This is a genomic window from Alicyclobacillus fodiniaquatilis (assembly GCF_042678105.1).
Classification (GTDB): domain Bacteria; phylum Bacillota; class Bacilli; order Alicyclobacillales; family Alicyclobacillaceae; genus Alicyclobacillus; species Alicyclobacillus fodiniaquatilis.
In genome coordinates this window covers 54,193-67,167 of record NZ_JBHUCX010000021.1, presented here as the reverse complement: position 1 = coordinate 67,167, position 12,975 = coordinate 54,193, and the positions used below count along the sequence as shown (strand labels likewise).

Annotated in this window: 16 protein-coding genes and 1 riboswitch; of the genes, 9 read left to right on the top strand and 7 right to left on the bottom strand. The window is 51.1% G+C overall.

Translation table 11 applies throughout. From position 1 onward, the window contains the following. Positions 1-80: 80 nt before the first annotated feature. Positions 81-1,493, bottom strand: a complete 1,413-nt coding sequence (locus tag ACFSB2_RS08890) for a hypothetical protein (protein WP_377942680.1) — start codon at positions 1,491-1,493, stop codon at positions 81-83. Positions 1,494-1,773: 280 nt separating this feature from the next. Here ACFSB2_RS08890 and ACFSB2_RS08885 point away from each other — a divergent pair, with 280 nt between their 5' ends. Then, positions 1,774-1,983, top strand: coding sequence for a hypothetical protein (locus tag ACFSB2_RS08885; RefSeq protein WP_377942679.1), 210 nt, complete (start codon positions 1,774-1,776; stop codon positions 1,981-1,983). 12 nt (positions 1,984-1,995) lie between these two features. Here ACFSB2_RS08885 and ACFSB2_RS08880 read toward each other — a convergent pair whose 3' ends face one another. From ACFSB2_RS08880 to ACFSB2_RS08870, 3 genes are read right to left on the bottom strand one after another with little or no spacing between them, the layout of a single operon-like run. After that, complete coding sequence (locus ACFSB2_RS08880; RefSeq protein WP_377942678.1) at positions 1,996-2,457, bottom strand: hypothetical protein; 462 nt, start codon at positions 2,455-2,457, stop codon at positions 1,996-1,998. Then, entirely contained in the window at positions 2,454-2,624 is a 171-nt protein-coding gene (locus ACFSB2_RS08875; protein ID WP_377942677.1) for a hypothetical protein, read from the bottom strand. The genes ACFSB2_RS08880 and ACFSB2_RS08875 overlap by 4 nt, the downstream gene beginning before the upstream one ends. After that, positions 2,617-2,886 carry a helix-turn-helix domain-containing protein gene (locus ACFSB2_RS08870; protein ID WP_377942676.1) on the bottom strand — a complete coding sequence of 90 codons (270 nt, stop codon included), beginning with the start codon at positions 2,884-2,886 and terminating at the stop codon, positions 2,617-2,619. Before ACFSB2_RS08870 ends, ACFSB2_RS08875 begins: the two co-directional genes overlap by 8 nt. 151 nt (positions 2,887-3,037) lie before the next feature. Here ACFSB2_RS08870 and ACFSB2_RS08865 point away from each other — a divergent pair, with 151 nt between their 5' ends. Next, positions 3,038-3,625: a helix-turn-helix domain-containing protein gene (locus ACFSB2_RS08865; RefSeq protein ID WP_377942675.1), complete on the top strand. Its 588-nt coding sequence runs from the start codon at positions 3,038-3,040 to the stop codon at positions 3,623-3,625. On the opposite strand, the gene ACFSB2_RS08860 is transcribed toward ACFSB2_RS08865, so the two are convergent. After that, positions 3,564-3,971, bottom strand: a complete 408-nt coding sequence (locus ACFSB2_RS08860) for a winged helix-turn-helix domain-containing protein (RefSeq protein WP_377942674.1) — start codon at positions 3,969-3,971, stop codon at positions 3,564-3,566. The two genes, ACFSB2_RS08865 and ACFSB2_RS08860, sit on opposite strands and share 62 nt — an antisense overlap. 71 nt (positions 3,972-4,042) lie before the next feature. Then, a riboswitch (cyclic di-GMP riboswitch) is annotated at positions 4,043-4,133 on the bottom strand. 47 nt (positions 4,134-4,180) lie between these two features. After that, positions 4,181-5,656: a methyltransferase domain-containing protein gene (locus ACFSB2_RS08855; protein WP_377942673.1), complete on the bottom strand. Its 1,476-nt coding sequence runs from the start codon at positions 5,654-5,656 to the stop codon at positions 4,181-4,183. 276 nt (positions 5,657-5,932) lie between these two features. Here ACFSB2_RS08855 and ACFSB2_RS08850 point away from each other — a divergent pair, with 276 nt between their 5' ends. The 4 genes from ACFSB2_RS08850 (at position 5,933) to ACFSB2_RS08835 (ending at position 7,894) form a co-directional block, all read left to right on the top strand. Next, a complete protein-coding gene (locus tag ACFSB2_RS08850; RefSeq protein ID WP_377942672.1) occupies positions 5,933-6,325 on the top strand; it encodes an ImmA/IrrE family metallo-endopeptidase in 393 nt (130 codons plus the stop codon). A gap of 360 nt (positions 6,326-6,685) precedes the next feature. Further along, a complete protein-coding gene (locus tag ACFSB2_RS08845) occupies positions 6,686-7,156 on the top strand; it encodes a DUF2975 domain-containing protein (protein ID WP_377942671.1) in 471 nt (156 codons plus the stop codon). A 26-nt stretch (positions 7,157-7,182) separates the two neighbouring features. Beyond that, positions 7,183-7,665 carry a DUF2975 domain-containing protein gene (locus ACFSB2_RS08840; RefSeq protein ID WP_377942670.1) on the top strand — a complete coding sequence of 161 codons (483 nt, stop codon included), beginning with the start codon at positions 7,183-7,185 and terminating at the stop codon, positions 7,663-7,665. A gap of 10 nt (positions 7,666-7,675) precedes the next feature. Continuing rightward, the gene (locus ACFSB2_RS08835) at positions 7,676-7,894 is read left to right on the top strand and encodes a helix-turn-helix domain-containing protein (protein WP_377942669.1); all 219 of its coding nucleotides are present in this window, start codon (positions 7,676-7,678) and stop codon (positions 7,892-7,894) included. 210 nt (positions 7,895-8,104) lie between these two features. On the opposite strand, the gene ACFSB2_RS08830 is transcribed toward ACFSB2_RS08835, so the two are convergent. Then, entirely contained in the window at positions 8,105-8,392 is a 288-nt protein-coding gene (locus ACFSB2_RS08830; RefSeq protein ID WP_377942668.1) for a hypothetical protein, read from the bottom strand. A gap of 401 nt (positions 8,393-8,793) precedes the next feature. Here ACFSB2_RS08830 and ACFSB2_RS08825 point away from each other — a divergent pair, with 401 nt between their 5' ends. The 3 genes from ACFSB2_RS08825 to ACFSB2_RS08815 all read left to right on the top strand — a co-directional run bounded on the left by ACFSB2_RS08825 (position 8,794) and on the right by ACFSB2_RS08815 (position 12,973). After that, on the top strand, positions 8,794-9,579 hold the full coding sequence (locus tag ACFSB2_RS08825; RefSeq protein ID WP_377942667.1) for a DNA adenine methylase: 786 nt from the start codon (positions 8,794-8,796) through the stop codon (positions 9,577-9,579). 7 nt (positions 9,580-9,586) lie between these two features. Then, positions 9,587-11,875 carry a type IV secretory system conjugative DNA transfer family protein gene (locus tag ACFSB2_RS08820; protein ID WP_377942666.1) on the top strand — a complete coding sequence of 763 codons (2,289 nt, stop codon included), beginning with the start codon at positions 9,587-9,589 and terminating at the stop codon, positions 11,873-11,875. Positions 11,876-12,061: 186 nt separating this feature from the next. Then, a complete protein-coding gene (locus tag ACFSB2_RS08815) occupies positions 12,062-12,973 on the top strand; it encodes a replication-relaxation family protein (protein ID WP_377942665.1) in 912 nt (303 codons plus the stop codon). The last annotated feature ends 2 nt before the right edge of the window (positions 12,974-12,975 follow it).

Sequence of the window (12,975 nt, the reverse complement as noted above, 5' to 3'; positions counted from 1 at the left end):
AGCTGCTACACCCGATGGGTAGGCTTTCCTTGTTGTTTTATTCGATTGTTTCCGAAGCTGAAGAACGATAATCCCGTATGTCACCCTTTCCAAACTGGCTGGCCACTACTGTCTGTGATTTGTGGGATTGCAGCGCTTGAAGATGGAATCAAATCCGTCTGGACAAATGTAATATCGTGGTTGGGGAAAATCTCGCTGATGCCCAATTCCGCATGTTGTTCGGTCTGTACCCACACCTCGCTGGCATTTGTTTCTGTTCCCCCGTTTCCCGGATCTCGTGAATCGAATCCATAGAAACCAGTTGCTTGATGCCAAGTTCCCCCTTGATCCAAGCTGTATTCCGTATGATTCCCTGATGGGTTATACAAGGAGCCACAGGTGATTTCCATTTTGTTTTGATCCGACAGCCACGGAAGAACGAACGTTAGCTTACCGTTTCCTTGGACTGAAAAAGTGATCTGATCCGCAAGTGAAAATGTATTCGCTTGCCCCGAGGAGGCCATGGCTGCAGTGACGTCTGGATTGTGAGCAAACGCAACCTTGGCGTCATACGGCTGAAACCATAGACGGTACGTGCCGTTCGAATTCTCTGAATATCCGTGATAGAGCGCAGAGAGATTGGACATCAACTGCGTTTCGCTTGCGTTCGTTAAAATACCCGTTCCAACACCCTGATTCAATTCCACCGCGTTCGCCCAGGCGACCGTGTTCCCCCCGGCGTTCCATGTGATGTCACTGTCTGGGATGCCCACATACAACTGATACGCATGATCTACCGTCTCCACATTCACAGCGTCTGTCGAACCAAAATGACTTCCACTGTCCGCCGTGAAGTATCCTTTTTGAATCACCGCATTCACGTATGGCCAGTCCGCTGCACTCACATCATCATATGGATTTGAACCCGATGTATCCGGTGACATGTGCAAGGTATTCACAAAGTCTTTGACCACCTGTAGCTTGGTTGCATGGGGCGTGGATTCTTCTGTGGTCATTGACCATGATGTTCCGTCCCAGGTGGACGTGATCCCGACTCGCTTCAGTGCTTGCATCAAGTACCAAATTGGAATATACGAGGTCATCTTGTGCCCGCTCGAGTCCCGATAAGCATATCGCGGAGCGTATTCAACGGGCGTTCCATTGATTTCAATCGACACATCAGATGAATTTGTCGATTTCTTTGGAGGGTTCGACCAATCAACCGGCATACTGCTTGGCAGAGTCAAATTCCAGTCATGTCCGTTCCATGTACTATGGATACTCAGGTTCGTCAACGTCCCAAACAGATACCAAATCGGCAGCCAGCTTGTCGGTTCCGATTTGACGCTCTCCCGCCGAACGAGATGCACCGGATTGGACTCGTCTTTCCCATTCAACACCAATTGGGTGGGAGCCGTGTACACCGTCTGAATCATCTTTGCATGGACGGCTGGTACATAGCCAGATATACATACTACCATCGTCGAAAGTAGGATTCTGCTTGATTTCTTCATGTCGTTCATCCTCCTTCTCGCGCTTATCAAGAACCTATCATAGAAAAACACCGCATGAGTGCCACCAGCGTGCCAACCGATTGACGATGATTTACCTGTTGACCCCGAGACGGGTTTGTCACGGTCCTGGCACCCACCACTTATTCATAGGAACTATACTCCACTCTACCGGGGGTCTATATGGAAGAGATTCACTCCCTGCAATGGTGAAGTCAAGTACTTCATGGGTCGTCCACCGCAGCGTTCTCAACCCTGCATTTCACCAAGGAGGCTTGTTCGGATGAATCTGTTTTCACCTGAATTATCAAGACAACGCGTATGTGAGCGCCAAAACTCGGATGGTACAAGGAGCGTGACATTCAAAGAAAATGACGTCACCATCACCGTGACGTTCAATCATCCAACCCCCGATGCTATCCATCGTTTTACACACTCGCTTCACACGATTCTGCGCCATCAACTGGATGAAGAGACATCTGGCGGCCGCTAAACGGCCGCTCCCCTATCTCGATGCAGGACTCCATTCCGGATCCGTCGTCTCCCAAATCAGCGCAAACTCGCCGCCCAGTACTTCAAACAGCCGATGAAGCACGGCCATGCGCAATCGGAAAAAGGCTCTGCGGGATATATACATCTCTTCCCAAACGATGGTGTTATTTTTCTGTTCAAAGTACTTCAGCCGGACCAGCGTCATCTCCTCATCCGTGAGGACAGCCAACGCATTGTCGATCAGTCCAATCCAAAACAGCAAGGGTCGAATATGTTCTTCTTCCAGAATCCATCGCCTTTCCACCGCGTCGTACGTGGGATCACTGGTTTCTCCCTGCGGGAAGGAGGGCACGGTGCTGAACCATCCCACTCTTGGGTAGTCGTTCAATTGCGCTTGCAAATTCTTGACTCGACGTTTCCAGGATGGATAGGCATACAACCATGTTTCAATCTGCCGCATTCGCGGATCCATCATTCCTGATCCACCCACTTCGTCTGACGGACACGCCCCTTCACCCGACGATACGCGTCATGACGCATCATGTTCTCATAAGCCCGCCGATCCTGTGGGTAGGGCTGACTACCGTCTGGATGACGTTGTTGATCAGATTCGGGGCGTGTCGGACGTTTTTCATCAAGCACGATGTATCGCCTCCGCTTTCTCCTGTTTACTTTTGTTAACATCAACAAGATAAAAAAGCGCGTCAAACGGCTTGTCCAACACCAGACAAAATTGTTGCGCCGCGTGCGGGCTCGGATTGCGGTGCCCTCGTTCCAGCTGACTCACGTAGGCAATGCTGTATTGAGTTAATCGAGCCAGTTCTCTTTGAGACAAGCCTTTCAGAATACGTGCGCGGGTGAATGCTTCCGGGTACACTCGAATTGGTCCAGATACCTTTGCCATCATTCCGCCTCCCTGCACAATTGTGGTAAGCCCATCATAATCCGCCTGTTTCGGAACGAGCAATCACATCTTTGATTACTTTTGCTAACTTTTTCATTGCGCACCTGCTCAACGGATGGTATCATCGGCTCAGAATCAGGGGACAGGATGGATGTATATGGACGAGGCGTTCGGAGCCTGGTTGCGCAGACAGCGCAAAGAAAAAAAACTCACCATACGTGAAGTGGCGAAACGCGCCAACCTCACGCCAGGTTACATCTCCTTGCTAGAGAACGGGAAACGAAAGCCAAAGGCCAGCACATTGGCCCCCCTATCCCAAGCCCTTGGTATCCCCTATGGGGACATCCTCCAAATGGCTGGCTACTTAGACGATCAGATGCTCCTCTTTTCCCATCGCTTGCATACGACCCGCATCGCGCGCGCCATGAGTATTTCCGATTTGGCCACACCATGTCACCTGTCTGCCCGAACCATTGAACGCTGGGAATCCGGCATCGGTTCACTCCCTGTTCGCGCCACGTTAGAACGTCTCGCAGACGCGTTAAAGGTATCTCCTGACTACCTGCTTGGAGCACCCGATTGGCAGTCTATCGATTTGGGCACATTGCTGAATCAAGAACACGTTTCGTACAATGGCGTTCCTTTGTCGGAAGAACAACGGACCTTTGTTCGTGATTTTATTCATCGGGCGCTCCAGTTGTCCTCTCCTGTTCCGAAACCACCCGAACCGGATAAGTGATATGCAATCTTCCCCGACACCCATGTTTTTGACGGGGATACAATACATAACCACGATTCCGAAAGGTCTTTAAACATCGCGGCTTGTTTGGCTCATCTTCGAGGGCCATGCGAATCTTTCGAATATAGACATATAATTCATCCCGATGCACCATGACCTGCTTCCCCCACAGACGGCGAATCAGCTCTTCAACGGTTAACACGCTGCCCATGTGATCCGCCATATACCGCAGCAATCGAAAGGTCATCGGGGTCAAATAGACCGTCTGTCCGTCTTTTATCAATACAGCGCCATCCAGATCGAGGTAGCAGTCATTGCCCAAACCAATCCGGCTTTCTCCATCCATCACGACTTCCCCCCATGCATGAAGCAGCCCATGAAAGCAAGATGACCGGCATAGGGAGTGACGTTTCGCGAAACGGCAACTGGCTGACAATAGGTTATACTTCAACCCGTAGTCCCTATAGCTTTGCGTCCCCCGCTTTCACAGGGTTTGCCCCTATTCGTTTCATCCATTGTTCTCAGACTCATTCAACCCTTTCCCCTTGGCTTCTCTCATCCGTTCTTGGGTACACGCGCCCGAATCGCCTGACTCGGCCACTCGATCCTGCGTTCTTGAGCGGAATAGCGCTGGCAAACGAATCGACCACGTTCCATCAGTTCTTCAATCAGCGCCTCCCTGGCCTTCCAGGGGAGTGGAGCCAGTTCTTCGCCAAACCAGCCGACGCCACGAATGAAGTGCTGCACGACGTGCTCTGCATGTTGAAAGGCTAACACCGACGATGACACGAATGTTTCAACGTGTTCCAATCCGGCGTTCTCGAAATCTTTGGGCGCATCGTCTGGATGAAGCAAATAATCCTTGGGCTGCTCTTCTCTCATTGCCGCCAACGTAAAGATGGGTTCGAACCACTCTCGAAAGAATGGCGCAGTGAACGTCATCTTCAAGGGATGCCAACTGGCGATGACGCCGCCCGGACGCACCACCCGCTTCATCTCACGGAGCGCCTGTGGACGGTCAGTCAAATGGAAATACCCCACCCCGAGCGCCATGTCAAAGCGTTCCTCTTGCACAGGCAACTGTTCTGCCTTGCCTCGACGGAATTCCACCCAAGAGACATGTGCCTGATACTGCTTTCTCCGCGCCCGCGCCAGCATCCCCGTCGACGGATCGACCGCCACCACAAAACCAGTCGGCCCCACTCGCTCAGCCAATCCAGCCGCAAATGTCACGACCCCATCGGCGCATCCCAGTTCCAGTACACGCTGGCCAGGTTGCACGGCAGCCCAAGTCAAGAACGTCTGGCGCTGTTCCATCGCGTACGGCCAAATCTCCTGATCCATCTGATCATAGTTGTGGAACTGACTAAATTGAGAGACACGCAATGTTTCGAGACGATGTCGAAAATATCCCGCTCTCTGTAAAGCGTCCGTCGCTGCACGCAACACCCGACATCCTTCATCCGTCAATCGGACAAAGCGATGTTCTCCCCGTTTTTGCAGTTCGATATTTCCCAACACGCTGGCGAACAAAACCTCTTCTCCCAGGCTGTAAGCCACCCAGGGTCGATGCCATAGCCCGAGCACATAATCCCGTTCCGGAATTTCGCCAAAGTGCCGGAGGGCATTCAGGTTCTCCCAACAAGTTTCTAACATGTAGAGTTGCATCAAAGTGGCAAATCCATGGTCATCGACAAACTGTTCGACCCGTCGCATCGCTTCATGCGCGATCGATTCCGTGACATCTAGCTCACCGGTCTGCTGATGCGCCAAATAGACGGCTGTCGATGCCGCCGTCTCGTATACGGCAATTTGCGCCATCCGTTCCGGCGCGGGCAGGTCTCCGAGCACGCGCCCCCGTTCGACTTCCGTCCAATGGATCAGTGCGCACTCACGAGAACGCTCCCCCAGAAGCTCGTGAATATCGAGTTCGAAACGTTCTACCCCCACGCCTTCCAGCCACGGACTGATGACCAACCCTGATCTCCAGAGCGTTTGAAACGATTCGGTCAAATCAGGGTAGATATACACCGCCCTCTCCCCTTCCTGCATGGTGGATATTGTCTATTATAATTCTACACAAGATTCCCAATTCTGCGTAGAAAAATTGGCGAACCTTAACAAATATTAAGGTTCATGCCGATTCCACGGTGCTATACTTTTTCTACCACGAATTTCTAGGGGTTTTCGCACGGCAATGATTTGAGATGCACATTCAATGGACTGAACGATGTATTAAGAACGGCAATCCATATAGCAAGCGCTTACAATCACAAATATCTAGCATGCTTTGGGTGGGTGATACTGATGGAACCGATACATCACATGGTCACGCAACTCGTTCGCAGATATGGAACCAACGATCCAGTCCAGCTGAGTCAACTTCTACACCTGCATCTGTTACCAAGCCACACCCCTGCCGGGATGTGGGGCATTCTCTTTCGACAGGGTCCTGACGCATTCCTGGGGTATGACATCCAAGCATCTGCAATGGCGCAACAACGATATATTGCCCATGCGCTTGGTCATGTGCTCTTGCACCAGATACCGCTTGTCATCGAATTCGACACACCGGGTCCATCTGTCATGGAAGATGAGGCTAAAACGTTTGCGAGCTACTTACTTCAAAGTGTTCCGCATGTGCATATTTCAGGAAATGCAAGTGTTGCTACCGCTGGACATCCATTTATAACGAAGTAATTCAATTAAGAATTCAATCGAGAAAATACACTCACGTACCCCGTAGTAATTTGGCCCATTTAGATATTTGAATGACTTGTCCCGTAATCAGAATTCATAGCATACATGGAATTGCCCTGGCGGTGTATAATCATACGATGATCCAATTTGATCACTTGTGGGACTATCGGGCAGTTGCACAAGTGGTAAATTGAATATTTTTAAGCAGGAGCATTTCTTTGTAATGAGAAATGTTCTTTGTTTTGTTAAATACAAATAGAATTACAATAAAAATATAATAATAAACAATTTTAATTTATTGTTAAACGATAAATAATGTGATAAGTTTACTTTATCGTTAAATCAGGTGAGGTGCTTTAAATGAATGTTAAACTTGGTTCAACTTTTTTCTTAAAAGCCGTTGTTTGTCTTATTGGAATTGCGGTGTGTATATATTGGTTGCCTGAAGCAGCCAGAAGAGATGCGATAGTCCGTCCTGGAGATTACTCGCTCTATCCACTTTTGGTATGTGCATATGGACTATGTATTACGTTTTCTGTAGCGTTGTATCAAGTATTTAAACTTTTGACCTACATCGAAAAGAATAATGCTTTCTCTGAGTTATCTCTTCAATCTTTGAAGGTAATAAAAAAATGCGCGTTTTCCGTCCTTTTCTTCATTTTGTTAGCAATAGTTTATTTAAGGGTGCGTGCTCAATTCACAGGTGATGACGCAGCAGGTCCTATATCACTAGGTCTAATGGGAATTTTGGCAACCAGCATCATCACAGCCATTGTGGACACACTTCAAAAACCATTAAGAAGTTTCCTTGAATTAAAACCACAAGAATGATTAACGATTTGAGTGAGGTGTTTTTTATGAAACAAGTTTCGACGCTCTTTTTAAAGTTAGCTGTTATTGTTATCGGAATCCCAGTTCTTGCATTGTGCATATTTTTAGTGCCTAAGATCGGGAATTTTGCTGGAGAACTGTATCCAGATATTGCTTACATAAAATCGCTCGTTTTAATCGATATGTACGCGGCGGCGATACCTTTTTACTTTGCACTGTATCAAGCTCTTAAACTTTTAAGCTATATTGATAAGAATCAAGCGTTCTCGGAATTATCGGTAAGGGCTTTAAAGAATATAAAATACTGTGCCATCACGATCGGAATCTTGTACCTGCTCGGTATGCCACTCTATTTTCTCATGGGGAAGAAAGTTGACCCTCCAAGTTTCACGCCAATGGGATCGTTCATTATTTTCGCCTCTATGGTGATTGCTGTTTTTTCTGCGGTCCTCCAACGGCTTCTACAAGAAGCGATTAACATAAAATCAGAAAATGATTTGACGGTCTGAGGTGGAGGATATGGCAATTGTTATTAATATTGATGTGATGTTAGCAAAACGGAAAATGAGTGTGACAGAGCTTTCAGAGAGGGTTGGAATTACAATGGCGAACATTTCCATTTTGAAAAATGGAAAGGCAAAAGCGGTTCGTTTTTCAACATTAGAAGCGATATGTAAGACTTTGAATTGTCAGCCAGGCGATATTTTAGAGTACAAAGGCGACAAGGACACTCAATAAGAGTTCGCAACGAATTAATCGGACATAAGGGAGCATTAACGCCAGAGGCACATTCTATCAAAAACGTATAACTACCCAAAACGCGGCATATCGAATGATGTACCCCCTCCGGAATATCTGACCCCTGTTTTAATCCAGGGGTCAGATATTCCATATGAGCTTCCGCAATCACAATGATATCTACCCTCATTGGACAATCCGAGCTCTGTTTCAAATGACCGAAGCTTCACTCTCTTCACTGGGACACAGCCCATAGATATTCGTCAACATCAGCTTCGCGACAAAATCTGAGAACTCCCGCAACTCAATTCCACACATCTCCACGCACCGCGCTTCCCATTGGAGTAAAAGCGCATATTTGTCTTCCGATAAGTCCGCTTTTAGCTGTTCCTTCAAATCACTCTGCCGCTCATGTCCCTCCCCCTTCGTTTGCGCATGTTCCTCATAAAAATCGTCAATCAGTTTCTCTGCCAACAGGTCCTTGACCAACCCGCACATCCCTCGCTCCCCTCCTTGCCTTCTTGCTTGTCCGTCACTCTACCTCTCTACGCCGCCTCTCAGCAAGTCCCTTCGTGAGACAGGTTTGGCGCTCGGTTGGCACCATTTCCCCGATTTCCCGAGGTAAGATGTGAACGTGGTAAAAAGGGACGAGGCGGCGATCCACATCGCTGCCTCTTTGATTTCCCTGAAAGGAGGTGAACTTCTATGATCAATCCTGAATATGCAAAGATGGCACGGACGCGCATCGAAAGTTCGTGAATCACAAAGCGAGACACGTTTGGCACTCGCATGGCACCATTCACCGAATTATCCGAGGTACGATACAAGCGTGGGACAAAGAGACGAGGCAGCGACACCCCAGTCGCCGCCTCGTTTTCGTTCCCGGAGGAGGTGTGCGCATGATTGCAAGCCCCATCAAGTGGCAAGGCGGAAAGTCTCGACTGCGCAGGGTCATCCTGCCCCTGATCCCGGAACACACCTGTTACGTGGAGCCGTTCTTTGGGGCTGGCTGGATCTTCTTTGCAAAACCGAAGTCCAAAGTCGAGGTGATTTCCGACGTCAACGCCGAACTCATTCAGTTCTATCAAGTGGTGAAAGATGACTTGGAAGGGTTCCTCCATCAATTTGACTGGACGCTCTATTCCCGTGAAGAGTTCATCCGCATCATGGACCGGCGCAATACATCGCGGGATTCACTCACACGCGCCTATGACTTTTTCTACCGGGTGCAATCTCACTTTGGTGGCAAGTACAACAACTCGATCGATTGGGGATATGGCCGGGGCAAACCCGCCTTCGACTTCTCCGCCATTCACGCCCGTATCGAAGCGGCGCACAAGCGACTCTGTGGCGTGTATATCGAGAACCGACTGTTTCAGGATGTCATCCCCCGGTACGACGGACCGGACACCTTTTTCTATTGCGATCCGCCCTACTATGGCCTGACCGGATATCACGAACATCCGTTTACGGAAGACGACCACCTTCAGTTGCGCGACATACTCGCTCAAACGCAAGGCAAATGGCTGCTCAGTATCAATGACCACCCGGACGTTCGTCGCTGGTATGCTGACTTTCCCATAGAATCCGTTGACGTTCACTACTCCATCAGCCGTCAGAAGACCGGGCGAAAATCCGGGGAATTGCTCATCCGCAATTACACACTCAACCAAACTAGGAGGTGAATACTCCATGACGGACTTACAGTCACGAAAACCAAATCCATTTACGTTTTACCGCGTCGCATTGCCATCTGATCATCCCGTATCCGCGCAACAGGCGCACACGTTCCTTCAGTCGCTCTCTGGCATCCTGTGGCAAAAGCGCATGCTCGTTTCCCAACGTCCGCTGCCCTTTCGCTTTTTCATCGTCAAGGAACCCGGTGAATCGATCATCCGTCTCTATGTGGGCGTTCCCACCGTTCGCGATTCGTCTATCCAGTCGGCCTTTCGCTCGACGTATCCGCAGGTTCATTTGATTGCTGAGCCGTCGCCGTCGTTCCTGAATCCACACATCGACCGTCACACACGCGCCATGTCGTTTCGCAAAGGTGGACAGGGTCTCGACCCCTGGTTGCCCCTCGCTTCACTCCGCGTCGGAGAAGCCGGGGATCCGCTCGACTACTTGCTCGACGCCTTCGGCTCGGATGTCTCGGGGCGCTGGGTATTTGAAGTATGGTTCTCACCCATTCGCGATACCAAGTTCCGTCGCACACTCATGAAGAAGGCGCAGCCACCCGGAAACAGAGGTTCATCCGGTAAGGCATTGTCCGAAATCCTGTCCGAGATTTTTGGGAAATCGCCGTTACCCAGCCAATCGATGCAACCAGTTCCAGACCCATACGCCGAACAACGTCCTATGGTCCGTGCAAGGCTGCTGTCCAACCATCGTCCGTATCGTGTTTCGATCCGTCTGTTGGCCGGTGGCTCCACCAGTATTCGCGCGCATTTGCATGCCGTGCTAGGTGCCATGGGCCACCTGCGCGAAACAGGGTGGATCGTCCCAAGCCGCATCACCAAACGCCGACTTGCCAAGGCGATGCGTCAGGGCACACCCACCCAGCCCATGTGGTGGACGTCCGGGGAACTCGCATCTCTGGTTCATTTACCGGACAGTCGACAACCCGGCTTTCGCTATGTCGCGACCGCCCAAGGGCTCGTTCTCCCTCCTCCTAAGTGGAAGAACCAAGGACTCCGCCTTGGCTGGTCCAACTTTCCGGGCAGAGAAGGTCAACCGATCCACATCCCGTTTGCACAAGCCGCCAAGCACACATTTCTCGCGGGCGCGACCGGGTCGGGGAAAACCACGACCCTTCTGCAAATCATGTTGGGGTTGGTGGAACAGATGCAGACGAATCCCGACACCGCGCCCGGATTCACGTTCTTCGACCCGCATGGTGGGGCCATTGAACGATTGCTCGCCCATATCCCGCCGAGCCTGCATCACAAGGTGCATGTGATCCCCCTTGGCCCGACCGACTACCCACGGGGACTCAACCTGTTTCGGATGGACCATCGCTCCGATGCAGAGGCGATCACGGGAGAATTCGTCACCACCTTGCAGGAACTGTGGCCCGGTTCCCGACCACGCTCGGAACACTATTTGCGTAACAATGTCCTGTCACTGCTCCAGCAACCACCGCAAACCGTCCTTGGCATCGCGCATCTGTTCTCCAATGCGCGGTTCCGAAGTGATCTGATTCCAAAGCTCCCGCCCCACCTGCAATACTTCTGGCTGCAGGAGTTTGCAGAGATCCGCAACATCGCCGACCATTTGGGTCCCATCTGGAACAAGCTCGGCGCACTGACCACCTATCCATCGCTGCGGCGCATCCTGGGCCAAACCCAGAGCGCCATCGACACGCGCACCGTCATGGATGAAGGAGACATCGTGTTGATTGATGGCTCCGGTTGTACCACCGACGCCATCAAAATCGTTGCCGGACTGTATTTGATTGACCTGCATTTCACGTGTAAACGCAGACCCGAACACCGCTCCCGACTTCATCTCTTCATCGGCGACGAGAGCCATTTGTATTCCGTCAATGTGCTGCAAAAGATCCTCGCGGAGGATCGCAAGTTTGGCCTGTCCCTGTTCCTGGCTACCCAGTATCTCGACCAGTTACCCGACCCGATCCTTGCAGGCATTCTCGGCAACGTCGGCACCCTCATCCTGTTGCAATTGGGCGGCCCGGATGCGGACAGGCTCACGCGGTGGCTGAAACCCGATGTCTCCTCTCGCCAACTGATGACCCTGCCGGAGATGCACGCACTGGTCCGCACCAAACTCGAAGGCGGCGTTACGGAGCTGTTTACGATGCAGAACTCCATTGTCTCCTCCGGGAACGAAGACTGGGCAAGGCAAGCGATTGACCGTTCCAATCGCGAAGATGGCCGACCGGCAGAAGCGGTGGATCGAGACATCGAGGCGATGTACGAACGCTCGAATCGAACGACGCACGAACAAATGGGCTTCCAGTAAATAGACCCATATCCATGTTGAACCCGTGTACCTTCCGCAGGCACTTCCGCAGTAGGTTCGGCAGTACCTTACGGGGAACATCAAGAATTTGGGATGCCCTCAGATCCCACACGGGGTGGGGCTTCCCACATCAGCCGAAGCGAGACATATCTCCATTTGGCGGCACACAGAGAGGAGGGAGGGCCCATGGACGCACCGCGTCAGATCGAACGGGACATCCTGCTGTCACTTCACCGCTATAGCATGCTCACAACCGATCAACTCGGTCTATTGCTGCACTACCAACCAAAGACCGTCCACAACACCTTTCGTCCCCTGAGATCCAGGGGTTGGCTGGAATCCCTCTCCCTTGAGTTCCTCACGCGCAATGTCAAAGGGTGGGTGCTGACAAAAACCGGGATGCGTATCGCTTACGACCTGGCCAAGGAAGAGCGGAAGTGGCTACTCCGACAATCCGGATTTCCGCTTGGGCAGTCAGAGCATTTATATGGCAGCAATCGGTTCTTCACGGACCTGATTCGGCAGAGCCTGACTCGTCCCGCACAGGAGGGACTCGTCGAATGGATCGGCATGCGGGACAGCGGGGATCGATATCCCATCTTCAACCGGAAACAGCAACGGACCACGCCACTGCGTCCCGACGGGATCGGCATATACCAATTTGTCAACGGCAGTGAGGCCGTTTTTCATGTCGAGTACGACACGGGAAGTGAACGTTTGTGGATCCTTCGCGGCAAGCTCTGGAATTACCGCGAGGTTCTCAAAACCTTTTGGGCGGATATCACCTGCGCCAACGTGCTGTTTATCACGCGGGATTCTCGTCGATCCGAACGCATTCTGGAACTTTGGCAAGGCATACGGAACGATGTCTTCCGCAATCAGCCCACACCCACCATTTGGACAGCAGCAGAAGATGAACTTGTGCAACGCGGACCCTTCGCGCCTGTATTGCAAGGGATTGAATCGAAAGCCGTGTCCTTTCTGGATTTCCCTCGACTCAGCGGCGGAAACGGGGATCGAAGCATTCCGCTTGGCAAACAGTTCCGCAAGAAACCGTTCACGAGAACAAAGGCAACAAATTCGCCCTCGTCTATTTGATG

Coding starts and splice junctions, on each gene's coding strand:
- ACFSB2_RS08865 (WP_377942675.1), top strand. CDS start 3,038: ATGTATATGGACGAGGCGTTCGGAGCCTGGTTGCGCAGACAGCGCAAA.
- ACFSB2_RS08885 (WP_377942679.1), top strand. CDS start 1,774: ATGAATCTGTTTTCACCTGAATTATCAAGACAACGCGTATGTGAGCGC.
- ACFSB2_RS08840 (WP_377942670.1), top strand. CDS start 7,183: ATGAAACAAGTTTCGACGCTCTTTTTAAAGTTAGCTGTTATTGTTATC.
- ACFSB2_RS08835 (WP_377942669.1), top strand. CDS start 7,676: ATGGCAATTGTTATTAATATTGATGTGATGTTAGCAAAACGGAAAATG.
- ACFSB2_RS08880 (WP_377942678.1), bottom strand. CDS start 2,457: ATGATGGATCCGCGAATGCGGCAGATTGAAACATGGTTGTATGCCTAT.
- ACFSB2_RS08850 (WP_377942672.1), top strand. CDS start 5,933: ATGGAACCGATACATCACATGGTCACGCAACTCGTTCGCAGATATGGA.
- ACFSB2_RS08830 (WP_377942668.1), bottom strand. CDS start 8,392: ATGTGCGGGTTGGTCAAGGACCTGTTGGCAGAGAAACTGATTGACGAT.
- ACFSB2_RS08860 (WP_377942674.1), bottom strand. CDS start 3,971: ATGGATGGAGAAAGCCGGATTGGTTTGGGCAATGACTGCTACCTCGAT.
- ACFSB2_RS08890 (WP_377942680.1), bottom strand. CDS start 1,493: ATGAAGAAATCAAGCAGAATCCTACTTTCGACGATGGTAGTATGTATA.
- ACFSB2_RS08820 (WP_377942666.1), top strand. CDS start 9,587: ATGACGGACTTACAGTCACGAAAACCAAATCCATTTACGTTTTACCGC.
- ACFSB2_RS08870 (WP_377942676.1), bottom strand. CDS start 2,886: ATGGCAAAGGTATCTGGACCAATTCGAGTGTACCCGGAAGCATTCACC.
- ACFSB2_RS08825 (WP_377942667.1), top strand. CDS start 8,794: ATGATTGCAAGCCCCATCAAGTGGCAAGGCGGAAAGTCTCGACTGCGC.
- ACFSB2_RS08845 (WP_377942671.1), top strand. CDS start 6,686: ATGAATGTTAAACTTGGTTCAACTTTTTTCTTAAAAGCCGTTGTTTGT.
- ACFSB2_RS08815 (WP_377942665.1), top strand. CDS start 12,062: ATGGACGCACCGCGTCAGATCGAACGGGACATCCTGCTGTCACTTCAC.